Here is a 23,760-nt window from a genome sequence, read left to right on the forward strand (position 1 = left end):
AGCATCAAAGCCTCCGGCGGGAGTAGTTTTGAAAAGACGAAGCATCAGGAGAACTCTCTCCATGTCCATCCCGGACGTTTGGCGGTGATGGCGTCCTTGATCTCTTGGGGCGGCTCGGTGGTTTGGGCCGAGTACGTGCCGAACACTTCCAGCGTGTTCGTGCAACGGGCGGCGTGAAACCACTTGCCGCAGCCATTCGCATGGCGCCAGCGTTCAAAGTGAACATCTTTGGGGTTTTCACGCATGAACAGGTAGTCGTGGAATTCGTCATCCGACGAGCCCGGCCCGAAACGCTTCAGATGCGCCTCGCCACCAGCGGCCAGTTCGGTTTCTTCGGCGTCAACGCCGCAATACGGGCAATTCAGGATCAGCATATGGTCATCCTTTTTGGCGGTCGGCCGGCACTTGGGCCGACCTGAATTCTGTTAGTGGCAACCTCGGGCAGCGCCCTTAGTGTGCCACCCCGGCAGCGACGCTTTCGTCGATGAAGCGGCCCTCTTTGAAGCGGTCCAGCGAGAAGGCTTCGGTCAGCGGTGAATGGCCTGTGGCCATCAGCTGTGCCATGCCCCAGCCGGACCCCGGGATAGCCTTAAAGCCGCCTGTGCCCCAGCCGCCGTTGATAAAGCAGCCCTGCAGCGGTGTTTTCGACAGGATGGGTGAGCGGTCGCCGGTCATGTCCACGATACCGCCCCACTGCCGCAGCATCTTCAGGCGCGAGATCATCGGGAAGGTCTCGACCAGTGCGCGGACGGTTTCCTCGATGTGGTGGAAGCTGCCGCGCTGGGTGAAGTTGTTGTAGGCGTCGGTACCGCCGCCAATCACCATCTCACCCTTGTCGGACTGAGACATGTAGCCGTGCACGGTGTTGGCCATCACGACCACGTCCATGCAGGGTTTGATCGGCTCGGACACCAGCGCCTGCAGCGCGATCGCCTCCAGAGGCAGACGGAAGCCTGCCATCTCGGCCAGCTGACCGGAATGGCCCGCGACCACGATGCCCAGCTTGTCACAGTCGATGGCACCTTTGGTGGTGTCCACTCCGACAACCCGACCGTTATCCGAACGGATGCCTTTGACTTCGCATTGCTGGATGATGTCCATGCCCATAGCCGAACACGCGCGTGCATAGCCCCAGGCCACGGCGTCGTGACGAGCGGTGCCACCGCGTTCCTGCCACAGCGCACCCAGAACCGGATAGCGCGGGCCGTCGAGGTTGATGATCGGCACCAGCTGTTTCACACGCTCGGGCGTGATCCATTCGGTCTTCACACCCTGCAGAGCGTTTGCGTGCGCCGTGCGCTGATAGCCGCGGATTTCGTGCTGGGTCTGGGCCAGCATCATGACGCCGCGCGGGCTGAACATGACGTTATAGTTCAGGTCCTGGCTCAGATCTTCATAAAGGCTGCGGGCCTTTTCATAGATTGCCGCCGACGGGTCCTGCAGATAGTTCGACCGGATGATGGTCGTGTTCCGGCCGGTGTTACCGCCGCCCAGCCAGCCCTTTTCGATGACGGCGACGTTCTGGATGCCGTAATTCTTGCCAAGGTAATAGGCGGTGGCAAGACCATGTCCGCCAGCGCCAACGATGATGACGTCATAGCGTTTCTTGGGTTCGGGCGAGCGCCACGCGCGCTCCCACCCGGTGTGATAGCGCAGGGCCTCCCGCGCCACAGCAAAGGCTGAGTAGTGTTTCATGAGCGAATCCATCCGGTTCGGTGATTGGCGCAGATATGCCGTGTGCCGACAGTTTAGCCCTGCCACGCAACGCCACAATATCGAACTATTGCGACATCCGGCCTATTATTGCGACATGAAGTCCTCGCGCGGCCATTTGCCCCTTTTGTCGCCCCGCCGAGAGGTCTAAGTCAGGGCAGCCAAATCGGAGAAACCATGTCGTTCCTGGTCGTGACAATTCTAACCGCGCTGCTGACGGCGCTGATCCTGGGCCTATCGTTGCTGCGCGGTCGCAAAACGCGCGAACCAGCCGCAGCCTATGACCTGCGTGTTTACCGCGAGCAATTGGCCAGCGTAGATCGGGATCTGGCCCGGGGCGTGATCGGCAAGGCCGACGCCGAGCGGGTGCGCACGGAAATCTCACGTCGCATTCTGGCCGCCGACGTACAGATGCAGGCCGGGACCAAACAGGCCGGGGCGCCGCTGTGGGCCACCATTGCAGCCTTTGTCGTCATTGCTGCGGTCGTGATTGGCGGTGGTATTGAAATGTACCGCCAGATGGGGGCCGCCGGGCTGCCGGATCAGCCTTTATCCCTGCGTAAGGAGCAGGCCGAAGCTTTGCGCGCCGACCGCCCCAGTCAGGCCGAGGCCGAAGCTGCTGCGCAACCTGCCGAGTTGCCGCAACTGGATGAAAGTTATGCCAATCTTTTGGGGCAGTTGCGCGACACTGTTGCAGAACGCCCGGATGATCTGCAGGGCCATATCCTGCTGGCGCAGCACGAGGCGAATGCAGGCAATTTTCCGGCCGCGTACAAGGCCCAGAAACGAGTGATCGAGCTCTCTGGCGACGCGGCCACGGCCGATGCCTATTCGCATCTGGCCGAAATGCTGATCCTGTCTGCGGGTGGTTATGTCTCTCCCGAGGCGGAAGAGGCTTTGAAACAAGCCCTGCAGCGCGACCCGCGCCATGGTCCTGCGCAGTATTATCTGGGGCAGATGATGGTTCAGGTCGGACGCCCCGACGTCGGATACCGCATCTGGGTGGATGCCCTTCGCGATGCCCCTGCAGGCGCCCCGTGGGCGGATGCCATCCGCGTGCAACTGGACGAGCTGGCCTTCCGCGCGGGTGTGTTCAACGCACCTGACATCCCCGCCCCTGCCACTTCCGGCCCAAGTCAGGAAGAAATGGACGCCGCCGCCGCGCTAACGCCGGAAGAGCGGCAAGAGATGATTAAGGGCATGGTCAACCAACTGTCTGAACGCCTTGCCAGCGAAGGTGGCTCGCCCGAAGAATGGGCCCGCCTGATCGCAGCCCTTGGTGTTTTGGGCGAGGGACAACGCGCCATCGATATCAAAAATGAGGCGAAGGAAGTCTTTGCAGGGAATGCCGAGGCGATTGAACTGATCGATGCCGCCGCATTGCAGGCCGGGATCGCGCAATGATCCACGACGCGTTCGAGGACTTCGCTGCTTCTCTGCCACCGATGACCGCATTGATGGGGCTGGATTTGGGTGAAAAAACCATCGGCGTGGCGGTCTCGGACCGGATGCGCGGCGTGGCCAGCCCTCTGGAAACCGTGCGGCGCAAAAAATTCTCGCTGGATTCCGCCCGTCTGATTGAGATTATCGCAGACCGCGAGATCGGCGGCATCATCCTTGGCCTGCCGAAAAACATGGACGGAACCGAAGGCCCCCGCTGTCAGTCGACCCGCGCCTTTGCCCGCAACCTATCCCGCCTGACCGAGGTTTCGATCGGCTTCTGGGACGAGCGACTCAGCACGGTTGCCGCCGAAAAGGCACTTTTAGAGGCGGATACGACACGAAAACGTCGCGGACAGGTTATCGATCACGTTGCTGCAGGCTATATCCTGCAAGGAGCGCTGGACAGGCTGCGCTTTCTGTAGCGGACGGAGTACGCCGATGACAAACATGGTTTGGAAAAGAAACGAGGTCGAAAGCCCTTGCGTCCAGATCTGTGTCGTACACCCGACGGAACGCATCTGCACCGGCTGCTACCGTACGATCGATGAGATTTCGCGCTGGTCCAAAATGGACGCCACCGAACGTGCGGGGATCATGGACGAGCTACCCTCGCGCAAACCCCGTCTGGCCAAGCGCCGTGGCGGCCGTTCTGCGCGTGTGAGTAACGCGTAACCCGTTCTACGAAAATCCGCTTGGACTGAACCTGCGCCGCTGCAGGCTGGTGTGAACTTCGAGGGGGTCAAGTTCTGACACTTGTGGTGAGTGAGTGGTAACCCACAGCGGCGCACTTCAGAATTTGTGTTCCTCCGAAGTGGTACAGCGAAAGAACACGCCCTGTGTAACCGTTTCTTGACCAATCAATCAAGAATAACGAAACTTACCCTTACGTCAACTTACATAAACTTCAAGCACCCCCTCAAGCACCCCCTACTGCCTCACCCTGCAGCAAGCCAGGATTTGGCGTTTTCGATCTCTTCCGATGGAAAGAACTGGGTGCGCGTGCCCAGAATATGACTGGCCGCTTTTTGCGCGATATGCTGCCAGGTCTTGTCCCCAACAATGGCCGCGCGATTCAGCAACCCTGCGTGTTTGCGCACCAGTTGGAAATGCGACGCCAGCGCCGTAAGCCCCTGCCAGCCATCAAACTCGCGCAGATCAACCAGCAACCGGAAACCGTTTTTGCCCACCAACAGGCTATCCAGATCCACTTCGGCCCGCGCGTATTCCTCGGGATCCAGCTTTCCCAGCAGACTTACCTGAACACAAGGGCTACCCAGATCGATCACATGGATGGCCCCCAAGGATTCCCGTATCCAACGCCGGGCGGCCTCCAGTTCGGACAATTCGAATACCTGAACGGGGCATGGCAGGATCGGCGAGGCCAGCCGGATACCAGTCTGCACCCAGCCCTGATCCGCCGCCACGGCAATGCGGTCGAACCCCCGCCAATGACTGAGGCCCAACTTGGTGTCGGCCCACGCCGCGCCCAGATCGTAACCCTTGAACTCGGGCTGCACCACGGCCAGCAGGCGCACCGTGTCATTGTCGGCCAGCGCGGCCTCAATCGCGGGGACTAGAACCTCACTATAGTCTTTGCTGGTCACCTCGCCGGACAGCTCAACTTCGAGCAGCGCTCCGTCGGAATTCGTGTGGACCGTAATCATCTGACAAAACCTCCAAACCTTAATAATGGCAGGACGTTAGGCGGATTCGATCCATTCGGCTACTCCCCCGGCGCATTCGGGGCGGAAATAGGCGATCATCCGTCCATCCGGCCCGGCCGAGGCCTCCTCTCCCCACCGCGCGACGCCGTGCAGGCAGTGGCGGTGCAGCAGATAGGCCTCGCCCGGTTTGGCGGGCAGTTCAATGCGCGGGCAGGTTTCGAACACTTCGCGACGGGCGGCCTGATAGATATCGGTGATATCGACCAGATACAGAGCATCGCGGGGATGACCGTCCAACGCGCGTTCGAATGCGGCACGCAGGATCTTGTGGCTACCTTCCCACAACACCATCGGGGCAGCATCCGCGCTGGCGTCTGTCAGGGGGATGCCCAGTATCCAGGCATGAGGCTCGTCCACCCGCCGCCTCCGGTCCGGCCCCATAGGTCGCAACCCATCCACATGCGCCGCGTCCCGTTTCAACCGATAACGACCCGCGGTTTCGCTTTCGCCGTGTCGCGGACGCGGATAGCCGGGATAGATCACCGAGACCTGCCCCTTGTGCAACGGAAGCTCTCCATACTGCTGGATGACAAAATCCATCGCCAGACCAGACAGGACACCTGACTGCCCGACCCGGCCTTGCGGGTCATTGTTCAGGGCGTCCACGCCGATGAACCACGTCCCTTCGCAATCCATCCATTCGGCGTGGGCCGGGTCGGTGACCGACGCCCGAGCGGCAGGCAAGGCATGCCCGACCCAGTCCGCCAGCACTGGATCGAAGGGAAACTTGACCCAACCCTTTTCGTGAAAATCATTCATAGTCCAAGCGCCTTACGCAGCATGTTCAGGGCGACCAGTGTCAGGAAGACCGCAAAGACGCGTTTGAGCGGCTTCGGGTCCATCGCATGGGCCAGCTTCACGCCCCAGGGCGCGGTGATCATGGTCATGGCGACGACGATGGCAAAGGCGACCAGATTGACCGCGCCGATGGTCAGCGGCGGGCGGTGTTCCGGAGCAATATCCAGAAACAGAAAGCCCAGAACGGAAGGAACCGCAATGATCACACCGAACCCCGCCGCCGTGGCGACGGCGCGGTGGATGGGCGTGTTGAACAGGCTCATCAGCGGTACCCCAAAGCTGCCCCCTCCGATCCCCATCAGCACCGACAGAAACCCCACGGATGGGGACAGCACCGCGCGGCGCATTCCCTTGGGCATAGCATCCCCCAGCCGCCATTCGGACTTGCCCAGCCCAAGATAAGCCCCGATGACCATTCCTAGCAGGCCAAACAGCGCCTGCAGCGCCTCGGTCCGCAATGCCGAAGCGACCAGTACGCCGATGATCGCGCCTACGGCGATCCCCGGTCCCCAACTGCGCAGGATATCCCAATCCACCGCGCCCTTCTTGTTATGCGCCATCACAGAACGCAACGAGGTCACGATTATCGTCGCCAGTGAGGTTGCCAGACACAGCTGCATCAGCTGAGGGCCGCCATAGCCAAGGGTCTGGAACGCATAGAAAAACGCAGGCACCAGCACGATGCCTCCCCCAACGCCCAGCAGGCCGGCCAGCACTCCGGCCAGCGCCCCGATCACAAGCAAAAGGCCCAGCATCTGGGCCAGCAACAACGTCTCGGGCATCATCCCCCCTTACCGATCTTCGTTCGTTCAGACCTCGGCCAGAGGCGCCACGCGCTCCAGCGCTTGCCGCATTACCTCGGGGCCTGCACCCTCATGTACCGCACCTTCGGACAAGGCCCGCCGCCACGCCCGCGCGCCGGGACGCCCGGCGAACAGGCCCAGCATATGACGGGTGATCTGGTGCAAGCGTCCCCCTTCGGCAAGGTGACGTTCGACATAGGGCACCATTTTTTGAACAACTTCAATCGGGTCGGTCGCCTGCCCCGTTCCAAAAATCACCGGGTCAGCCGCAGCCAGAATATCGGTCGGCTGGTGATAGGCCGCGCGCCCGATCATGACGCCGTCCAGCCCGGCCTCAAGATGCGTGCGTGCCTCATCCAGCGAGGCAATGCCGCCGTTGATCGAGACATGCAGATCGGGAAACGCCGCCTTCATCCGGTGCACCAGGTCATAATCCAGCGGCGGAATATCCCGGTTCTCTTTCGGGCTGAGCCCTTGCAGCCAAGCCTTGCGCGCGTGGATCGTCACCCGTTGGCATCCCGCGGCACCAATCTGTTCCAGAAAAGCGGGCAGCACCTCTTCGGGGACCTGTTCATCCACGCCGATGCGGCATTTCACGGTCACCTCAACGTCCACCGCTTCGCGCATTGCGGCAACACATTCGGCGACCCGGCCCGGGTCCTTCATCAACACCGCCCCGAATGTGCCGGATTGTACCCGATCCGAGGGGCAGCCGCAGTTCAGGTTGATCTCGTCGTACCCCGCATCCGCCCCAAACCGCGCCGCCTGCGCCAGCTCTTCCGGATCAGAGCCACCCAGCTGCAGCGCAACCGGATGCTCTTGCGGGTTGTAATCCAACAGGTGCATCGCGCCGCCCCGCACCAAAGCGGGAGCCGTCACCATTTCGGTATAGAGCAAGGATTGCCCGCTCAACAGCCTGTGCACATAGCGGCAGTGGCGATCGGTCCAATCCATCATGGGGGCAACGGAAAGCCGCGCAGAGCGCCGCAAGTCGGAAAACCCTGGTTTTTTGTGGTTTTTCGAATCCACCATTTTCACCGTTTTCCTCATTTCGGCCTGTTTTTGGTTGCGGTGCTTCACGATGTGGTACCGCAACCGCCGTGTAGCACTTATCCCCTCCCAAATTCCAGCGCCCCCGACCAGGCATTGCAAAAAGGGCGGAGCAAACGCCCCGCCCGACAGACCTATAGATTAGGGCCTTGAATCAAGCTGCCTCGTAGTGGTTGAACACTTCTGTGGTGCCGTCCTTGCGGATCAGGAAGACCGAATAGGCCTCCCGCTCGCTCTCCGGTCCCATTCCGGGTGATCCGAAGGGCATACCAGGCACGGTCAAACCGACCGCATCGGGGCGTTCGGACAGAAGTCGCCGGATATCGTTTGGCGGCACATGGCCTTCGATGACGTACCCCTCGACCAGACCAGTATGGCAGGACGTCATCTCATCCGGGACGCCCTTTGTGGCTTTGAATTGCGACAAAGTCTCCCACGAGGCATTCTGCACCACCATCTTGAAGTCTTCGCGTTGCATGATGTCGATCCATGCGCCGCAGCACCCGCAGTTCGGGTCCTTGAGGACCTCTACCAGAGGTTTGGTGGAAGCAAAGGCCGGTGTAGTCAAGGCAACGCCGGAGGCGCCAAGGCCAGCCAGAAAGAGGCGGCGGTCGAGTGTCGGGTTGGTCATGTCATTTCCTTTCCGTTTTCGCGCCTACGGTACGACGACGAGTTTTGTAATCGAGCCCGCAGGCAAGTGTCATGATTTGTGTCAAGCGGGCGGTCCTTAGCCGCCCTGCATCTGTTCGCTTTTGGTGCGCTCTGCCTGCATGCTGCGGATGCGATCAGGCCAGGTGGATTTAATATAGGCGAGAATGTCCCAGATCTGCTGGTCGCTCAGGCTGTCGCCAAATCCCGGCATACCACTGGCAAAGTCGGTCACGCCGCGCGCCTCGAGCGCCGCCGCGCCACCTTGTTTGGTATAGTCAAACAGCAGCGCATCGCCATGGTGCCATGTATGGCCGGTCTCATCATGAGGCGGGGCTGGCAGCGTTCCGTCGTCATTCGGGGCGCGCCAGTTGGGCTGCCCCTCAAGATTGGTGCCGTGGCAGGACGCGCAGAACTCGGCGTAAAGCACCGCCCCCTCTGAGGCATCGGACTCTGACGGTTGCAGCGGTGGTCCTGCCTGTGTGCTCGACGACGCACGCCAGGCGACCGCGGCGCCGATTACGACAATCCCGGCCAAGGCAAATGCAAAGAGTTTTCCGGTTCTCATTGCCTCATCCCCCTTCATGTTCGTCCATCAGGTATGTCGTAATGGCCGTCCGGTCGGCCTCGGTCAGGAAGCTTGTGCCATAAAGCACGACCTCGCCCATGGACCCGCCAAAGGCATCCCCCTCAGGGGTGATGCCGGTGCGCAGAGCATAGGCCAGGCTGGCCACATCCCATCCCTTGCCCGCCAAAGTCAGGTGATCGATAGCTGGCGCTTTCTCTCCGCCTGGCAGCGCGTCGCTCCCCTGCAGATGCTGCGTGTCCGATTTGCGCGCGCCAGCAAGGTTTCGCGGCGTATGGCAAGCTGCGCAATGGCCGGCCCCTTCGACCAATTCCCGGCCTCGGTTCCACACCTCGCCCTTCCCCGCAACCGGCTCTGTTCCGGGAGGTTCCAGAAAGGCCGCGCGCCAGAGTTTCAGCCCCCAGCGCTGATTGAACGGAAAGTCCATTTGAGGCGGACGCGAGGGTTCGGCGACCGGTGGCACGGTCTGGAAAGCGGCCCAAAGATCGGCAACCTCCTGATCCGAGAAGTTGGCATAGAAGGGATAGGGAAACGCCGGGTAATAGGCGTGCCCTTTGGGCGAGACCCCTTCGCGGATGGCGCGGGCGAATTGCGCCTGCGTCCAGCCTCCGATCCCGTGATCCGGGTCAGTGGTCAGGTTCGGCGAATACAACGTGCCAAACGGGGTTTCCAAAACCACTCCACCCGCCAAGGGTGCTCCGCGTTTCGCGAAATTGGTGTGGCATGAAATGCAGCCGGACGCGCGGGCCATATAAGCGCCGCGATTGACATCCCCCTTCAGCGGAATGTGTGCGAGAGGCTGGCCAATTGGCCAGGCAATCAGGCCGGCAAGGCTGACCGAGGCGACAACCGCGCCTGCCAGCCCAATACGATAGAGCTTGCGCATTGTCCCGGCCTATTTCTCGATCCGAAAGCGTGTATGGCAGGCCGAACAGACCTGTCCCATCATGGTGAAAACGCCATCGGCCGGCATCTGAGAAAGATCCATCATGCCACTTCCGGCCCCGGCGCCCATCATGTCGCCGCCCATCATCGAGCCGCCCTGACCGCCCATCATGCCGCCGACAGCATTCGTTTCACCCGCCATCATCAACCCGTTTTCGGAAGCTTCCGCCAATCCGTCCGCCGTCACACGCAACTGATCGGCCATGGCCGAAAACGCGGCCCAGTCCTGCCAGATCTCTGGCTTCGCCTCGCTTGGCGCATCAAGGCTGCCTTCGGGGAACAGTCTGGTCAGGGCTTCACCAGCGTGGTGACTGATATCCTCCGCGCGTTCGTGCACAACGGCGGCGTCATACTCGACCTGCCCCCGCATCATCGGCGTCAGCACTTTCATCGCCTCTTTCATCACGCCCATGCCGTCCATGCGTTCTTTGACAACGCCGGTAGCTCCGCCATGCGCAAACACCGATTGGCTTGCCACGGCCAGACCGGACGCAACAACCGCGCCCAACAACAGATTTTCAGTTTTCATTAGATTTCCCTGCCTGAGTTATCTTTTCACACCAAACGGTGTGTGCGGATACAGATCAGATCAGGTTTTTTGGGGGCGGAGGATCGAAATTCGAGACCACCGGGATGCCCAATGTCGCGCCCGGCAGGCCATACCGTTCACTGCAATCCAACAGGTCCGCCGTCAGTGTCGATTGCTGGATAATCGCGGGGCCACTGCAAAATGCACCGCCGAAACAATGACCCTGATGGTCCGTTGCGGCATATTCACCGTGCGTTTGAACCTCGGCAGAAACTACGACAGGCTCATGTTTTCCATGCGCCTGAGCCGCACCGCCGGACAAAAGCAGAGCGGCGGTGAACATACCGACCGTGACAAGCATCAGCCTGATCCATCTGCGACCGTCCAAAGACACCGTTCAGTTAATCCCGTTTTCTCATTGCAACTCTCTTGCCTCGCAGATGATGTTCTCAACGTGCACGAGCGTCAAGCCTTCATCAGGCGGCATCTCGCCGCGCGGACACCGAAGTTTCTTATCCACCAGCTGTCGGCTATGCTTCGTCCATGTCAAACGTCTCGGAACGAAGGCTGGCCGCTATTCTGGCTGCGGATGTGGCGAACTATTCCAAACTCATGGGAGAGGATGAAGCCGCCACATTGACCGCGCTGCGCCGTTTTCGCGACGACAGTCTTGTTCCGACCGTTGGTAAGTATGACGGCAGGGTAATAAAAAGCATGGGAGACGGCTGGCTGGTTGAATTTCCCAGCGTTGTCAGCGGCATAGAGTGCGCAATGGATCTCCAACACGCACTGATCGACACCCCTAGGATCGCGTTGAGGATGGGATTGCACAGCGGCGATGTCACCTTTGCCGATGAAGACGTTTTTGGCGACGGGGTCAACGTGTCCGCACGTCTTCAGAATCTGGCCGAACCCGGATCGCTCCTGATTTCCGAAACGGCGCGGCGCAGCCTTGATGCCAAGCATTCGGATCACTTCACCTGTCTAGGCTCCCAGAACCTCAAGAACATCGCTGAACCTTTGGTCGTTTATGGTTGGGGATTGTCAGCGTCTGCCGTCCAGAGGCACCTTTTCGAGTTGCCGGAGCGACCGTCGATCGCGGTTTTGGCCTTCGACAATTTGTCAGAAGATGCAGATCAGGCATTTTTTGCCGAAGGTATGGCCGAAGATGTCATTTCTGCGCTGTCCAAGTTTCACTGGTTCTTCGTGATCTCTCGAGACTCGAGCTTTTCCTACCAAGGTCGCGACATCGGTGCAGAGCAAATCGCCCGGGATTTAGGCGTGCAATACGTTCTGGAGGGCAGCGTTCGAAGGGTCGGCAATAGGGTTCGCGTCTCGGCAAAACTGATCGACGCCGTTGCAAACCACTATGTTTGGACCGAGCGATTTGATGGTGTGATTGAAGACATCTTCGATCTGCAGGACGAGATCACGGGAAAAATTGTGGGCGCAGTCGCGCCTGAGTACCTGTCTGCAGAAATGCAGCGCGCACGGCGCAAGGTGGTACCGCGGATGGATGCCTGGGAACTGACCGCGCGCGCCCATTGGCATATCTCGCAATTCACACAAGCCGACATCGCCGAAGCCCAGAATCTATTGCTGAAAGCTGTCGACCTGAACCCACAAAGCTCATTCGGAATGGCAGACTTGTCATTCACGCATCTGATGCAGTGCGTGAACGGCTGGAGCGGCGATCCGGACGCGTCGAAGGCCGAAGCGGTGCGCCAGGCGCAACGGGCAGTTTCGATGAACGACCGCGACGCGTATGCAATGGCCCTGCTTGGTGCGGCGGATCTGTTTTCAGGTCATCATAAAGACGCAGTGCGGAAGTTGCAGGATGCCATTACCCTCAACCCCAATGACCCCCACGCCTATGCTTTGCTGGCCAGATCTCTGGTCTATTTGGGCGACAGCAACGAAGCCCTTACCAACATCAAGGTCGCGATCCGCCTAAGCCCGCGCGATCCTTTGATCGCTTTGTGGTACTCTATTCGCTCACTGTGTGGCTTCGTGGCAGGCCGACACGAAGAAGCTATTGAGTGGGCCGAAGCGTCAATCCGCATCCAGCCAAACCGCAGCAGCTCTTATCTGGATATCGCTGTAAACAAAGCCATTTGCGGTAAATTGGATGAGGCGCGGCAAGCGGTTTTAAACCTAAAGCGTCTGGACCCCGACGCCTCGCTACAGCTGGCAGAGCGCACGCATCCCTTCGCGCGATCAGAAGATCAAAAGCGCTATCAACAGGGCTTGCGCGCGGCGGGATTAGACAGGTGAAGCGGCCCAAAGAAATCCGTCAGTGTGTTTGAACCTTGATGCCCCTAACCCGTCTAATCGGTCATTTGCCACGCTTGAAGACCCTAGGCGCCGTGTCAGTAGCAACCATCGCCCGTCATTGGAAAACGGCAGCTTCGGTGCCCCTGAACACGCGCGATCGGTCTGTGCACCCGGCATAGAGCGACATCACAACAAGCTTGGACTACATCAAACCTTTCCCAAGCGCGGGTTCCAATTTGTGGCCCGGGTTGCATCAGATGACGCACCTCTTGAGCGCATTGCAAAGACGCCGAAACGCGGCGCCTTGCTTGTCGGCTGCGTTGCCTTTGGTCAGTTCCCGCCGCTTGCCCGCTGAGCCGCCAGAGTGACCAGATCGCGAGAGCCGGTTTCCCACAAAGCAGTCATGGTCAGCCCCGAAACCTTCCAGCCCACAGTGTCGCGGATCAATGTATAGTCGTACTGCCCGCCGAGGACCCAAAAGTCCTGGCCGATCCTGTGCGTCGCGGTGAAGTCCGCCTGTGCAGTGGCCATATCGCCCTCAATCGAAACAATGGTTTCGTTGGTGACCATATGGTGCGTGACCTCGAACCCCGGCAGGAATCCGGACCATTGCGCAATGACATCATCCGCGGCCAACGTCGCAGGCTCACCACCCCACAGGCTGGAATAATCCAGAGTGACCTCATCAGCGAAAGCGCCCCGCACACGGTCCCAGTCATGCCGGTCCGCACCGGCTGCGATGCTGGTGATTGCAGTATTGATCTGGGCTGTATCGTCCGCAAAGGACGGTGAAGCTATAGCAGTGGTGGCGGCTGCCAAAATCGGCAAGAGTTTCATTGCTCATCTCCTACAAGTCTTGGGGGGGTAAGATCGCCGCGTCGTAGAAAGGCGACGCGACGGCCAGTATCCGGGTTAGCCGTCCTGTGCGGAACCGGCTGCGAAATGCGCGGCAACCGTATCGGCGGCGCGGGTCACGTCCTCGGGGTTGTCATAGAAATCAAACTGGGTGACGTCCTCGAGCATCTGCAGCGTAGCGTCGCCTGCGAACCCCTCAAGGAAGATCCGTACACCCTGCGGGATGGCAGCCGATTCCGAATGCACGACGGCCAGAGGTTGCGTCAGACGACCGGGATTGTCCGCCGGGTAATAGGTCAGCCAGCCTTCCCAGCCCGCGTTGTTCCACTGGTTGTCGTATTCCGGAATCGCGCCGCGTTCGGGTTCATAATAGTATCCACCGATTGGCATCAGCACGCCCTCGGCCCCTTCGGGACCAGCAGCCGGAATGATCTGACCACCGGCGGCCTCGGCGGTGCGGCTGACCTCGATCAGGCCGGAAACACCTTCGGATCCACCATAAACTGCCTCAACAATTTCAGCGTTCTGCAGCCAGGGGGCGACCAGACCGATCCGCTGCACCAGTTCGTTACCGGCCACAGCGTCCACCATGTAACCGGCCGAGGCGCATATCCCCAGACCATTGATCTGTGCCGCATCGACCTCGGGCAGCGTGGCGATGAATTCAAACGCGGCGCGGATGTCCGAGGTTTTCGCCTCGGGGCTTTCGACGAAACGCACATGCTGCGGCAGATCGCCGGACTTGCCCCAGCCGCGGAAATCGAAGGTGAACGCTGCGAAACCTCGCCCGACCATCTCTTCGGCATAGACGCGCGGCATCTGTTCCTGCACCGAAGTCCAGGCGCCGGTGACCACCACGGCGGGCAGTTTCTGGCCATCATATCCTTCGGGCAAGTAAAGCGTGCCCGACAGCGTCGTACCTTCGTTTTCAAACGTCACGGTGCGGGTTTCGACCTGCGCCATTGCGGCGGTAGAGGCCATAAGCAGTGCGGCGGTTCCAAGGGCAGTTTTGTTCATTGCCGTATCTCCTGATCTCGTGTGGTGAGAACCTCACCTGATGACCAGAAAACTACGCCCTGCATCCGCAGTTTGATTGAACCAAGCAGCCCGAGTTTTGAAGGATCGCGCTATTTCTTGTCTGGAACGCGCCCGGCGCGAAACTCTTTGGGGGTCTGCCCCGTGATCTTCTTAAAACTACGCGAGAAATGCGCCTGATCGGCGAACCCGCAGGCGGCAGAAATCTCGGCAAAGCTCTGGTCTGCCTCGGACAGCATCCGGGTCGCCTGTTCGATGCGATAGGCCATGACGTATTGCATCGGGGTCGAACCCAGCGTCTCTTTGAACACTCGGTTAAAGTGGGATTTGCTCATCGCCGCTTCGGCCGCCAGATCATCAACCGTGATCGTCTGATCCAGATGCGCGCGGATATGGGCCAGAACCCTGTTGTAATGGGCCGAGGTGAACCGCGCGCTCAGCGCCACGTCCTCGGGCCGACGACGACCGTATTTTTGCAGCAGCTTGACAAGAAAGACACGGCTCATCGCTTCGAACATCACGGCCGAGGACATGTCATCATTCTCAAGCGCGTCGCGCAGGATCACCCCAGCGGCGCAAAGATCAGGGTCCGAGAATTGCGGCAGGTCCTCGAACTGCCTCGGCTCCAACAACATCCCAAGCTCGGATTGCGCGAATTTCTCGACCTTTTGCGGGTCGAGCGTGATGACAATGACATTCGATTTCGCAAACCAGCGCCAGCCCGACCGCGTGCCCGCCGGGGTGACGATGATGTCATGCAGGTTGAACGTGAAATCCCGCAACTCTCCGTTGCGCACGTTCTGCACCCGATGCGGCACCGGCTGCAGGTTCAGCAGGATGTGATGCTCGTCAAACACATCCTCGGGCATACTGCTGGGTTCGGCCTGAAAATAGCGGACCGACATCAACGCAGCCGCCGACATATGCGCGGCGTCTTCGCTGTTCAGCAGCGGGGCTGACGGGTAGATCTCGTCATACAACCGCGGCAAGGCTAGGCGTCCCCTGGTTTAGAAACGGATCGATAGCGCAACATGGAAGGCCCGGACCGACGATCTGGCACCTAATCCGACGCCCGTGTGCCATAGCGGCTGAGGATCAGGTCGACGCTGCTGTCGATTGTAGCGGTCATGTCCTGTTCACTCAGCACACCGCCAGTGAACATCATCGGCCAGAACGCCTTGGCCTTGATCAGACCGATGAACTCCTGCCCAGCCCGCTCGGGGTCTTCGATCTGCAATTGCCCGTCATCTGCGGCATCTTTCAGCATGGTGACAAAGATCGACGTCTTGTCCAGCTTTCCCTGCGCCGCCGCTGCCATCTCGGGGTTGCGCAAAGTTTCGCTGATCACCATCCGTGCCATGGCAATGACCTCGGGCATCATCAGAATCCGCCCTTCGGCCCAGGCAAGCTCGGTCAGTTGCTCGCGGATATCGCGGCCCGGCTTGTACCTGATATCCCGCACAGCGGCGAATCGATTGGACAGTTCGATCACAATCGAACGAAACAGGTTTTCCTTGCTTTCGAAATACTTGTACAGCGTTCGCTTGGACACTTCGGCGCGGGTGGAAATGCGGTCCATGCTGGCGGCGGCGAATCCCTTTTCCTGGAATTCGGCTACGGCAGCTTCGATGATCTGGGCCTGTTTGGACGCATTCGGTGCGCAGCAATCGCTCATGTTTCAAAGCTATAGACCCATTGACAGAGCAAGGTCAAACACTAGGTAAACCCACGGGTTTACAAGGGCGAAAACGCCGCCTATGGTAAACCCGCCAGTTTACCGATTCAGGTAACCAGCCCAACATGGAGAGTTCCCCCTCATGGCCTTGACCTTGAAACTGAACGGCGAGACCCACACGGTCGACGCCGAACCCGGCACCCCCCTGCTGTGGGTAATCCGGGATGAGCTTAAGCTGACCGGAACCAAATTCGGCTGCGGTGTCGCATCCTGCGGCGCCTGCACGGTACACCTTAACGGTGAGCCCGTACGCTCGTGCCAGACTTTTATCGAAGACGTCGAAGATGCCGAGATCACCACGATCGAAGCAGTGGGTGACGACAAGATCGGCGCGGCCGTCCAGCAGGCCTGGGTCGAGCTGGACGTGGTCCAGTGCGGCTACTGCCAGTCCGGTCAGGTGATGTCGGCGGTTGGCCTGTTGTCCGAAAACCCGAAACCCAGCGTCGAGGAGATCGACAGCTACATGTCCGGCAACGCCTGTCGCTGCGCCACCTATCAACGCATCCGCGCCGGTATCCAGCGCGCTTCTGAGATTCTGGAGGCCTGATCCATGACCATCAACACCTCCCGCCGTGGATTTCTGAAAGGTGCCGCTGCTGCCGGTGCCATCCTGTTGGTCGGCGCGCGCCCCGATGGCGTGTTGGCTGCCGGATCGACCGAGACCGCTCAGTTCAACCCATTCGTAAAGATCGATGCTGATGGCACCGTGACCGCCATCGTCAAGCATTTCGAAAAGGGTCAGGGGCCAGCGACCGGCCTGCCCACGCTGATCGCCGAGGAAATCGGCCTGACCATGGATCAGATCGAATACGAATTCGCACCCTCTGATCCGAACGTCTACAACAACCTGCTGTTTGGCCCCTTCCAGGGCACGGGCGGGTCGACCGCGATGGCGAACTCGTGGCTGCAATACCGCCAGGCCGGTGCTGCTGCGCGTGAGATGCTGATCAACGCTGCCGCCCAAAGCTGGGGCCTGGATGCGTCCGGCATCACCATCGAGGAAGGCATCATCAAGGCAGGTGACAAGTCCGCCCCGATCGCCGAATTCGTGGCCGCTGCGTCTCAGTTGGAAGCCCCGGCCGAACCGCGCTTGAAGGACCCGTCCGAATTCCGCCTGATCGGCAACGAAGCCGTGCGCCGCAAAGACTCGGCAATCAAAGGCAACGGTCAGGCAATGTACGCCATGGACGTTCACCTACCGAACCAGATGGTTGCCATGATCAAGCGTCCGGAATCGAAGGGTGGCGTCGCGCTCGGCTTCGACGACAGCGCGTCGAAAGAGGTCAAAGGCTATATCAACTCCGCCGTTCTGCCCAATCAGGCGGGTGTCGCGGTCTATGCCGAGAACACCTGGGCCGCGATCCAGGCGCGCGACGCGCTTGAGGTCGAATGGGACATGTCCGCTGCGGAAACCCGCGACTCGGATCAGATCAAGGCCGAGATCATGGCCGCGCTGGATGCCGAGCCAGCGTATAATGTGAACAAGGCAGATGTCGCAGCGGTGTCGGCGGCCATCGACGGGGCGGACAAGGTTGTCGAAAAGACCTTCTACTTCCCGCTTCTGGCCCATGCACCGATGGAGCCGCTGAACTGCACCATCGAGCAAACCGACGAAGGCGACATCGTGCTGCATGACGGCGCGCAGATGCCGACTGGCCCGCATATGGCCTATCAGCAGATCTTCCAGCTGCCGCCCGAGAAAATTCACATCAAGACCATGCTGGCCGGTGGCTCGTTCGGTCGTCGAGCGACCCCCGACGCGGATTATCAGGTCGAAGCCGCGCTGGCTTTTGTGGTCACCGACCGGTCCCGCCCGGTCAAGCTGGTCTGGACGCGCGAGGATGACATCCGCAGCGGCTACTACCGCCCGGCGTTCGGCCACAAGGTCCGCGTTGGCCTGGATGCCGACGGCAACATCGTCGGATGGCAGCATCGGGTCGCCGGGCAGTCAGTCATCAAAGGCACTCCGTTCGAAGCAGTTCTGGTGCATGACGGGATCGACCACAGCTCGATCGAAGGGATTGCCGACAGCCCTTACAAAATCCCGGGAATGGCCGTTGGCCTGACCGACACACCCAAGGCCACGACGGTTCTGTGGTGGCGCTCGGTGGGCCATACCCATACCGGCTATACGATGGAAACGATGATGGATCTGGTTGCCGAGGCCGCAGGCCGCGACCCGGTCGAGTTCCGTCTGGCGCATCTGGCCGACACCAGCGACGCGGATCAGCAACGCAAAGCGGGCGTGCTGAAACTGGTTGCTGAAAAGGCGGGATGGGGCAACGCACCGGCAGGTCGGGCTCAGGGCATTGCCGTGCACAAGTCCTTTGGGTCTTATGCCGCGCAGGTTGTCGAGGTTTCGGGTGATCCGGAAAACGGCATCAAGATCGAAAAGGTCACCTGCGCCGTGGACTGCGGTATTGCCGTGAACCCCGATGTGGTTCGCGCGCAGATGGAGGGCGGCATCGGTTACGGTATCGGCCATGTCATGCGCGATCAGATCACCCTGACCGGAGGGGCCGTGGACCAGTTCAACTTCCCGGACTACGAGCCTCTGCGCATTGGCGATATCGCGGCGATTGACGTTCATATCGTGCCGTCCGCCGAAGCGCCAACCGGAGTTGGTGAGCCCGGCACGCCCCCGTCTGCCCCAGCCCTTGCCAACGCGATCCGGTCACTTTCGGGCGTCAAGGTGACCGCGCTGCCGATGGCGGAAAACGGCGTCAACTTCGTCTGACGTCTCCTCGCTCCGCGCCATCCCCTCTGGCGCGGAGCACCCCGTCTGCACCTCGCAGGCAAATAATTTGATCAAATTTAGTGACAAGACGCTCAGTCTCGATTACATCTCGGACATCCCGAGTGATGGAGACCCAAATGGACCTGAGCGCCCTGCACAGTTTTCGCGTCGCCGCCTGTGACCTGAATGGTCAGATGCGCGGCAAGCGTGTGCCGCCCTCTTACGCCGACAAACTGGACAAAGGCACGGTGCGGATGCCGTTCTCTGCGCTGAACGTGGACCTGTGGGGCTCGGATATCGACGGCAGTCCTCTGGTCTTCGAATCCGGCGACGCGGATGGGATGCTTTTGCCGACGGATCGCGGCCCGGTGCCGATGCCGTGGCTGGCCGCAGACACGGCACTGGTTCCGATGTGCCTGTACGACGATGCCGGCGCACCCTTCGCCGGAGACCCCCGGCATGCTCTGGCCGCGGTGTTGCAGCGCTACGCCCAGCGCGGCTGGTCCGTCATTGCTGCGACCGAGCTGGAATTCACTCTGTTGGATGCGTCGGGCGCGCAACCGCAGCCTCCGATCAACCCGGTGACCGGGCGGAGGCTGGCGGATGAATCCGTCCTGTCCATGGCGGAAATGGACGCATTCGATGCCTTCTTCACCGAGCTTTATGACGGGTGCGCCGCGATGGGCATCCCTGCGCAAACTGCGATCTCAGAAAGCGGCATTGGCCAGTTCGAGATCAACCTGAACCATCAGGATGCAATGCGCTGCGCTGATGATACGTGGCTTTTCAAGACCTTGACGCGCGGCCTTGCCCGCAAGCACGGGTTCACCGCCACCTTCATGTCCAAGCCTTACGCAGACGATGCGGGCAACGGGATGCACGTGCATTTCTCGGTCGTGGATGACCAGGGGCGAAACGTGTTTGACGACGGCGGGCCTGAGGGCACCGATCTGCTGCGTTGGGCGGTTGCCGGATGTCTGGCTGCGATGCCCGGATGCACGCTGATCTTCGCTCCGCACGGAAATTCATACACCCGCCTCGTCCCCGGCGCACACGCCCCGACCGGCGCAAGCTGGGCCTATGAAAACCGCACCGCCGCAATCCGCATCCCCGGGGGTGCTCCGGCCGCACGGCGGATCGAGCATCGCGTGGCGGGCGGCGATATCAACCCCTACCTGATGCTGGCCGCCGTGCTGGGCGCCGCAATGAACGGGATTGAGGACGAGACCGAACCGCCCGCCCCGATCGCGGGCAATGCTTACGAGATCGACGGCTTGCCGCAACTGGCCGGTGACTGGGCCTCGGCAATTGCCGCCTTTGAGACCGACCCGCTGGTCGCACGCATCTTTCCCGCCGACCTGATCCGCTTTTTCGCCATGACCAAGCGGCAGGAAATCCGACGCTTTGGTGAACGCCCGCCGGACGAGCACTGGCTCAGCTACCTCGAAGCGGTTTGACCCCCCTTGCCCGACCGGATTCGGTGGGCTAGAATAAATTTGATCAAATTTGGTGACCCATGAAAATTGGCATCCTAGTAACCGGCCACCCGCCTGACGAATTGCGCGACCAATTCGGTGCCTATGACGCGATGTTTCGCACTCTGCTGGATGGCAACGGCTTTGAATTCGAGAGCTTTGCAGTTGTAGACAATCAGTTCCCCGACAGCGCCGATCAGGCCGACGGTTGGATCATCACCGGCTCGCGCCACGGGGCGTATGAGGACCACGCGTGGATTCCCCCCTTGGAGGACTTAATTCGCGACGTTTGGACAAACGGCCAGCCCCTGATCGGTGTGTGTTTCGGCCACCAGATCATTGCGCAGGCACTTGGCGGCAAAGTCGAAAAGTTCTCGGGCGGCTGGGCCGTAGGGCGGACGGACTATGACTATGACGGGCAGACAGTGACCCTGAACGCCTGGCATCAGGACCAAGTTGTCGAATTGCCCGAAGGGGCGAAGGTGACCGGTTCGAACGCGTTCTGCCGCAACGCCATGGTCGCCTATGGCGACACGATCTGGACTGTTCAGGCGCACCCGGAATACGGCGACGGCTTCATCAATGGCCTGATGGAAACCCGCGGCAAGGGCGTGGTGCCCGATGACCTGATGAAGGCAGCATCCAACCGCCTGCCCACCAAAGATGACAATCCGAAGATCGCGCAGCACATGGCCGATTTTCTGAAGAAAGAGAGGGCCTGATGGCCGACTGGAAAGATCAGCTGCCACAGGCAGCCCGGACCTATATCGAAGGCCAACGACTGGATGAGGTCGAGTGCATCATCTCGGACCTGCCCGGCATCGCCCGGGGCAAGGCTGTGCCAGCGTCGAAATTTGCCAAGCAGTCCTATTTTCACCTGCCCGACAGCATCTTTTACCAGACCATCACCGGTGATTGGGGCGAGGCCGCGGGCGAGGACGGGTTCATCGAACGCGACATGATCCTGAAGCCTGACTTCACCACCGCGTCAGCCGCGCCATGGACTGGCGACTGGACGCTGCAGGTGATCCATGACGCCTATGATCGGGACGACAACCCGATCCCCTTCAGCCCGCGCAACGTGCTGAAACGCGTCGTGAAGCTGTATCACGACAAAGGCTGGAAGCCGGTTGTCGCGCCTGAGATGGAGTTCTTTCTGGTCGCGCCCAATGTCGACCCGGCGCAAGGCATCAAGCCGATGATGGGCCGCTCGGGCCGTCCGGCGGCGGCACGTCAGGCCTATTCGATGACCGCAGTGGACGAATTTGGCCCCGTGATCGACGACATTTATGACTTCGCCGAACATCAGGGTTTCGAAATCGACGGCATCACTCAGGAAGGCGGTGCGGGCCAGTTGGAGATCAACCTGCGCCACGGCAATCCGGTCAAGCTGGCCGATGAGGTGTTCTATTTCAAACGCTTGATCCGTGAGGCCGCCCTGCGTCACAACTGCTTTGCCACCTTCATGGCAAAGCCGATCGAGGATGAGCCGGGCTCGGCCATGCACATCCACCACTCGATCATCGATATCGAGACGGGGCAGAACATCTTCTCGGGCCCGCAAGGCGGTGAGACGGACGCGTTCTACCACTTCATCGCCGGGCTGCAGAACCACCTGCCCGCAGGTCTTGCGGTGATGGCGCCCTATGTGAACTCGTACCGCCGTTATGTGAAAGATCACGCCGCACCGATCAATCTGGAATGGGCACGTGACAACCGCACGACGGGCATCCGCGTCCCCCTGTCCGGCCCCGAGGCGCGCAGGGTGGAAAACCGCATCGCAGGAATGGACTGCAATCCTTACCTGGGCATCGCGCTGTCACTGGCCTGCGGGTATCTGGGCCTGACCCAGCAGGAACGCCCCCGCCGTCAGTTCTATGGCGACGCCTACGAGGGCGACGGCGATATCCCGCAGGTCATGGGCAACGCGCTGGACCTGTTCGACGAGGCCACCGCCCTGCACGAAGTCCTCGGCCCCGAGTTTGCCCGCGTCTATGGCATCGTCAAACGCGCCGAGTATGAAGAATTCCTGCAGGTCATCTCTCCGTGGGAGCGTGAGCACTTGCTGATGAACGTCTGAGGCACGCGATGAACCTGCTTTATTCCAATGACCGCAAGGCCGAGTATCCGGCCAGCTGGTACGCTGCGACGGCCAATCCGGTCGACCGGTATCCCGCGCTGACGGGGGATGTAAAAGCAGATGTTTGCGTGGTGGGCGGAGGCTATACCGGCCTCTCCGCCGCGCTACATCTGGCCGAAGCCGGGTTCGACGTGGTGCTTCTTGAGGCGCACCGGGTAGGGTTCGGCGCGTCGGGCCGCAATGGCGGTCAGCTAGGCAGCGCGCAACGGATGGATCAGGAAGACCTTGAGCGACTGGTCGGGAATGACGACGCAGCAAAGCTCTGGGATTTGGCCGAGGATGCCAAGGATCTGGTCAAGTCTTTGATCGCCAAGCACCAGATTGATTGCGACCTGAAACCCGGCGTGGCGGTTCTGGGCCTCAGCAGTGGTGAGCAACAGGAACTACATGACCATGCGGCGCATCTGTCTGACCGGTACGGCTATGACCAAATGGAGTTGCTGGACGAGGGCGCAGGCCACGCACTGTGCCCGTCGCCCGCCTATCGCGGCGGCTATCTGGATATGGGCGCCGCGCATCTGCACCCGCTGAATTTCGCACTAGGGCTGGCTCAAGCCGCGGTGAAGGCTGGCGTGCGCATCCACGAGTGCACCGAGGTTACAGGAATTGAGGAAGGCACTCCGGCCATCGTGCATACCGCGCAGGGCAAGGTGACGGCCGATCACGTCATTCTGGCCTGTAACGGCTATCTTGGCGATCTGAATGGCAAGGTGGCGTCCCGTGTCATGCCGATCAACAACTTCATCGCCGCGACCGAGCCGCTGGGCGCAGACGCCGCCCGCGTCCTGACCCGCGACGTGGCCGTCGCCGACACAAAATTCGTGGTGAACTACTTCCGCCTCAGCGCCGACAACCGGCTGCTGTTCGGCGGCGGCGAGAGCTATGGCTACCGCTTCCCCGCTGACATCGCCGCCAAGGTCCGCAAACCGATGACCGAGATTTTCCCGCATCTGCACGACGCCAAAATCGACTATGCTTGGGGCGGCACCCTAGCGATCACTATGCGGCGGATGCCCTATTTGGCGCGGGTGGCGCCCAATATCCTGTCCGCTTCGGGTTATTCCGGCCACGGGGTTGGCACGGCGACCCATGCCGGGCAACTGATGGCGCTGGCCATTCAGGGGCAGGCCGAAGGGTTCGACACCATGGCCCGAGTGCCCGCCCTGCCCTTCCCCGGAGGCCCCGCCCTGCGCAGCCCCCTGCTTGTGCTGGCAATGACGTGGTTCGCCCTGCGGGATCGCCTCGGGGTCTGACCTTAAGAAATTGCAAC

At 60.7% G+C, this 23,760-nt stretch carries 24 protein-coding genes and 1 pseudogene; 10 read left to right on the forward strand and 15 right to left on the reverse strand.

Annotated features, from left to right (window positions below; all coding sequences use genetic code 11):
- Positions 1 to 44: 44 nt before the first annotated feature.
- Together GOX63_RS04850 and GOX63_RS04855 are read right to left on the reverse strand one after the other, a co-directional pair.
- Positions 45 to 374: a sarcosine oxidase subunit delta gene (locus GOX63_RS04850; protein WP_170544932.1), complete on the reverse strand. Its 330-nt coding sequence runs from the start codon at positions 372 to 374 to the stop codon at positions 45 to 47.
- Between the two features lie 76 nt (positions 375 to 450).
- Positions 451 to 1,695 (reverse strand): sarcosine oxidase subunit beta family protein, encoded by a 1,245-nt coding sequence (locus GOX63_RS04855; RefSeq protein ID WP_170325355.1) that lies wholly within the window; start codon positions 1,693 to 1,695, stop codon positions 451 to 453.
- A gap of 195 nt (positions 1,696 to 1,890) precedes the next feature.
- Between GOX63_RS04855 and ccmI the strand changes: the two genes are divergently transcribed.
- From ccmI to GOX63_RS04870, 3 genes are read left to right on the forward strand one after another with little or no spacing between them, the layout of a single operon-like run.
- Entirely contained in the window at positions 1,891 to 3,117 is a 1,227-nt protein-coding gene (gene ccmI, locus GOX63_RS04860; protein ID WP_170544934.1) for a c-type cytochrome biogenesis protein CcmI, read from the forward strand.
- A complete protein-coding gene (gene ruvX / locus GOX63_RS04865) occupies positions 3,114 to 3,578 on the forward strand; it encodes a Holliday junction resolvase RuvX (protein WP_170325357.1) in 465 nt (154 codons plus the stop codon). Before ccmI ends, ruvX begins: the two co-directional genes overlap by 4 nt.
- 16 nt (positions 3,579 to 3,594) lie before the next feature.
- Positions 3,595 to 3,828, forward strand: a complete 234-nt coding sequence (locus tag GOX63_RS04870; RefSeq protein ID WP_170325358.1) for a DUF1289 domain-containing protein — start codon at positions 3,595 to 3,597, stop codon at positions 3,826 to 3,828.
- 263 nt (positions 3,829 to 4,091) lie between these two features.
- Here the strand turns inward: GOX63_RS04870 and GOX63_RS04875 are convergent, their stop codons facing one another.
- The 9 genes from GOX63_RS04875 to GOX63_RS04915 all read right to left on the reverse strand — a co-directional run bounded on the left by GOX63_RS04875 (position 4,092) and on the right by GOX63_RS04915 (position 10,600).
- Positions 4,092 to 4,820, reverse strand: a complete 729-nt coding sequence (locus tag GOX63_RS04875) for an STAS/SEC14 domain-containing protein (protein WP_170325359.1) — start codon at positions 4,818 to 4,820, stop codon at positions 4,092 to 4,094.
- A gap of 36 nt (positions 4,821 to 4,856) precedes the next feature.
- A complete protein-coding gene (locus tag GOX63_RS04880; protein WP_170325360.1) occupies positions 4,857 to 5,639 on the reverse strand; it encodes a hypothetical protein in 783 nt (260 codons plus the stop codon).
- Complete coding sequence (locus GOX63_RS04885) at positions 5,636 to 6,460, reverse strand: sulfite exporter TauE/SafE family protein (protein ID WP_170325361.1); 825 nt, start codon at positions 6,458 to 6,460, stop codon at positions 5,636 to 5,638. The genes GOX63_RS04880 and GOX63_RS04885 overlap by 4 nt, the downstream gene beginning before the upstream one ends.
- 27 nt (positions 6,461 to 6,487) lie before the next feature.
- Positions 6,488 to 7,513 (reverse strand): tRNA dihydrouridine(20/20a) synthase DusA, encoded by a 1,026-nt coding sequence (dusA, locus tag GOX63_RS04890; RefSeq protein ID WP_170544936.1) that lies wholly within the window; start codon positions 7,511 to 7,513, stop codon positions 6,488 to 6,490.
- 172 nt (positions 7,514 to 7,685) lie between these two features.
- Positions 7,686 to 8,162: a DUF411 domain-containing protein gene (locus tag GOX63_RS04895; RefSeq protein WP_170325363.1), complete on the reverse strand. Its 477-nt coding sequence runs from the start codon at positions 8,160 to 8,162 to the stop codon at positions 7,686 to 7,688.
- Positions 8,163 to 8,258: 96 nt separating this feature from the next.
- Entirely contained in the window at positions 8,259 to 8,747 is a 489-nt protein-coding gene (locus GOX63_RS04900; protein ID WP_170325364.1) for a c-type cytochrome, read from the reverse strand.
- A gap of 4 nt (positions 8,748 to 8,751) precedes the next feature.
- Positions 8,752 to 9,651, reverse strand: a complete 900-nt coding sequence (locus GOX63_RS04905) for a c-type cytochrome (protein WP_170544938.1) — start codon at positions 9,649 to 9,651, stop codon at positions 8,752 to 8,754.
- 9 nt (positions 9,652 to 9,660) lie between these two features.
- Positions 9,661 to 10,239, reverse strand: a complete 579-nt coding sequence (locus tag GOX63_RS04910; protein ID WP_170325366.1) for a c-type cytochrome — start codon at positions 10,237 to 10,239, stop codon at positions 9,661 to 9,663.
- 55 nt (positions 10,240 to 10,294) lie between these two features.
- Positions 10,295 to 10,600, reverse strand: a complete 306-nt coding sequence (locus GOX63_RS04915) for a hypothetical protein (RefSeq protein WP_170325367.1) — start codon at positions 10,598 to 10,600, stop codon at positions 10,295 to 10,297.
- A gap of 182 nt (positions 10,601 to 10,782) precedes the next feature.
- Between GOX63_RS04915 and GOX63_RS04920 the strand changes: the two genes are divergently transcribed.
- Positions 10,783 to 12,513: a tetratricopeptide repeat protein gene (locus GOX63_RS04920; RefSeq protein ID WP_302477116.1), complete on the forward strand. Its 1,731-nt coding sequence runs from the start codon at positions 10,783 to 10,785 to the stop codon at positions 12,511 to 12,513.
- Between the two features lie 330 nt (positions 12,514 to 12,843).
- Here the strand turns inward: GOX63_RS04920 and GOX63_RS04925 are convergent, their stop codons facing one another.
- The 4 genes and pseudogenes from GOX63_RS04925 to GOX63_RS04940 form a co-directional block, all read right to left on the reverse strand.
- A complete protein-coding gene (locus tag GOX63_RS04925; RefSeq protein WP_170325369.1) occupies positions 12,844 to 13,350 on the reverse strand; it encodes a nuclear transport factor 2 family protein in 507 nt (168 codons plus the stop codon).
- Positions 13,351 to 13,425: 75 nt separating this feature from the next.
- A pseudogene (locus GOX63_RS04930) lies at positions 13,426 to 14,397 on the reverse strand (alpha/beta hydrolase); the annotation flags it as partial.
- Positions 14,398 to 14,495: 98 nt separating this feature from the next.
- Positions 14,496 to 15,392 (reverse strand): AraC family transcriptional regulator, encoded by an 897-nt coding sequence (locus GOX63_RS04935; protein WP_217356183.1) that lies wholly within the window; start codon positions 15,390 to 15,392, stop codon positions 14,496 to 14,498.
- Positions 15,393 to 15,463: 71 nt separating this feature from the next.
- Positions 15,464 to 16,078 (reverse strand): TetR/AcrR family transcriptional regulator, encoded by a 615-nt coding sequence (locus GOX63_RS04940; protein WP_170325371.1) that lies wholly within the window; start codon positions 16,076 to 16,078, stop codon positions 15,464 to 15,466.
- Positions 16,079 to 16,220: 142 nt separating this feature from the next.
- Here GOX63_RS04940 and GOX63_RS04945 point away from each other — a divergent pair, with 142 nt between their 5' ends.
- From GOX63_RS04945 to GOX63_RS04970, 6 genes are all read left to right on the forward strand, one after another.
- Positions 16,221 to 16,685: a (2Fe-2S)-binding protein gene (locus GOX63_RS04945; protein WP_170325372.1), complete on the forward strand. Its 465-nt coding sequence runs from the start codon at positions 16,221 to 16,223 to the stop codon at positions 16,683 to 16,685.
- A 3-nt stretch (positions 16,686 to 16,688) separates the two neighbouring features.
- Positions 16,689 to 18,875: a xanthine dehydrogenase family protein molybdopterin-binding subunit gene (locus tag GOX63_RS04950; RefSeq protein WP_170325373.1), complete on the forward strand. Its 2,187-nt coding sequence runs from the start codon at positions 16,689 to 16,691 to the stop codon at positions 18,873 to 18,875.
- Between the two features lie 137 nt (positions 18,876 to 19,012).
- Positions 19,013 to 20,332, forward strand: a complete 1,320-nt coding sequence (locus GOX63_RS04955; protein WP_170325548.1) for a glutamine synthetase family protein — start codon at positions 19,013 to 19,015, stop codon at positions 20,330 to 20,332.
- A 59-nt stretch (positions 20,333 to 20,391) separates the two neighbouring features.
- Positions 20,392 to 21,072 (forward strand): type 1 glutamine amidotransferase, encoded by a 681-nt coding sequence (locus GOX63_RS04960; RefSeq protein ID WP_170325374.1) that lies wholly within the window; start codon positions 20,392 to 20,394, stop codon positions 21,070 to 21,072.
- The gene (locus GOX63_RS04965; protein ID WP_170325375.1) at positions 21,072 to 22,430 is read left to right on the forward strand and encodes a glutamine synthetase family protein; all 1,359 of its coding nucleotides are present in this window, start codon (positions 21,072 to 21,074) and stop codon (positions 22,428 to 22,430) included. Before GOX63_RS04960 ends, GOX63_RS04965 begins: the two co-directional genes overlap by 1 nt.
- An 8-nt stretch (positions 22,431 to 22,438) precedes the next feature.
- Positions 22,439 to 23,743: an NAD(P)/FAD-dependent oxidoreductase gene (locus GOX63_RS04970; RefSeq protein WP_170325376.1), complete on the forward strand. Its 1,305-nt coding sequence runs from the start codon at positions 22,439 to 22,441 to the stop codon at positions 23,741 to 23,743.
- The last annotated feature ends 17 nt before the right edge of the window (positions 23,744 to 23,760 follow it).

Source organism: Ruegeria arenilitoris (assembly GCF_013031355.1).
GTDB lineage: Bacteria > Pseudomonadota > Alphaproteobacteria > Rhodobacterales > Rhodobacteraceae > Ruegeria > Ruegeria arenilitoris_C.

Coding starts and splice junctions, on each gene's coding strand:
- GOX63_RS04850 (WP_170544932.1), bottom strand. CDS start 374: ATGCTGATCCTGAATTGCCCGTATTGCGGCGTTGACGCCGAAGAAACC.
- GOX63_RS04855 (WP_170325355.1), bottom strand. CDS start 1,695: ATGAAACACTACTCAGCCTTTGCTGTGGCGCGGGAGGCCCTGCGCTAT.
- ccmI (WP_170544934.1), top strand. CDS start 1,891: ATGTCGTTCCTGGTCGTGACAATTCTAACCGCGCTGCTGACGGCGCTG.
- ruvX (WP_170325357.1), top strand. CDS start 3,114: ATGATCCACGACGCGTTCGAGGACTTCGCTGCTTCTCTGCCACCGATG.
- GOX63_RS04870 (WP_170325358.1), top strand. CDS start 3,595: ATGACAAACATGGTTTGGAAAAGAAACGAGGTCGAAAGCCCTTGCGTC.
- GOX63_RS04875 (WP_170325359.1), bottom strand. CDS start 4,820: ATGATTACGGTCCACACGAATTCCGACGGAGCGCTGCTCGAAGTTGAG.
- GOX63_RS04880 (WP_170325360.1), bottom strand. CDS start 5,639: ATGAATGATTTTCACGAAAAGGGTTGGGTCAAGTTTCCCTTCGATCCA.
- GOX63_RS04885 (WP_170325361.1), bottom strand. CDS start 6,460: ATGCCCGAGACGTTGTTGCTGGCCCAGATGCTGGGCCTTTTGCTTGTG.
- dusA (WP_170544936.1), bottom strand. CDS start 7,513: ATGGTGGATTCGAAAAACCACAAAAAACCAGGGTTTTCCGACTTGCGG.
- GOX63_RS04895 (WP_170325363.1), bottom strand. CDS start 8,162: ATGACCAACCCGACACTCGACCGCCGCCTCTTTCTGGCTGGCCTTGGC.
- GOX63_RS04900 (WP_170325364.1), bottom strand. CDS start 8,747: ATGAGAACCGGAAAACTCTTTGCATTTGCCTTGGCCGGGATTGTCGTA.
- GOX63_RS04905 (WP_170544938.1), bottom strand. CDS start 9,651: ATGCGCAAGCTCTATCGTATTGGGCTGGCAGGCGCGGTTGTCGCCTCG.
- GOX63_RS04910 (WP_170325366.1), bottom strand. CDS start 10,239: ATGAAAACTGAAAATCTGTTGTTGGGCGCGGTTGTTGCGTCCGGTCTG.
- GOX63_RS04915 (WP_170325367.1), bottom strand. CDS start 10,600: ATGCTTGTCACGGTCGGTATGTTCACCGCCGCTCTGCTTTTGTCCGGC.
- GOX63_RS04920 (WP_302477116.1), top strand. CDS start 10,783: ATGTCAAACGTCTCGGAACGAAGGCTGGCCGCTATTCTGGCTGCGGAT.
- GOX63_RS04925 (WP_170325369.1), bottom strand. CDS start 13,350: ATGAAACTCTTGCCGATTTTGGCAGCCGCCACCACTGCTATAGCTTCA.
- GOX63_RS04940 (WP_170325371.1), bottom strand. CDS start 16,078: ATGAGCGATTGCTGCGCACCGAATGCGTCCAAACAGGCCCAGATCATC.
- GOX63_RS04945 (WP_170325372.1), top strand. CDS start 16,221: ATGGCCTTGACCTTGAAACTGAACGGCGAGACCCACACGGTCGACGCC.
- GOX63_RS04950 (WP_170325373.1), top strand. CDS start 16,689: ATGACCATCAACACCTCCCGCCGTGGATTTCTGAAAGGTGCCGCTGCT.
- GOX63_RS04955 (WP_170325548.1), top strand. CDS start 19,013: ATGGACCTGAGCGCCCTGCACAGTTTTCGCGTCGCCGCCTGTGACCTG.
- GOX63_RS04960 (WP_170325374.1), top strand. CDS start 20,392: ATGAAAATTGGCATCCTAGTAACCGGCCACCCGCCTGACGAATTGCGC.
- GOX63_RS04965 (WP_170325375.1), top strand. CDS start 21,072: ATGGCCGACTGGAAAGATCAGCTGCCACAGGCAGCCCGGACCTATATC.
- GOX63_RS04970 (WP_170325376.1), top strand. CDS start 22,439: ATGAACCTGCTTTATTCCAATGACCGCAAGGCCGAGTATCCGGCCAGC.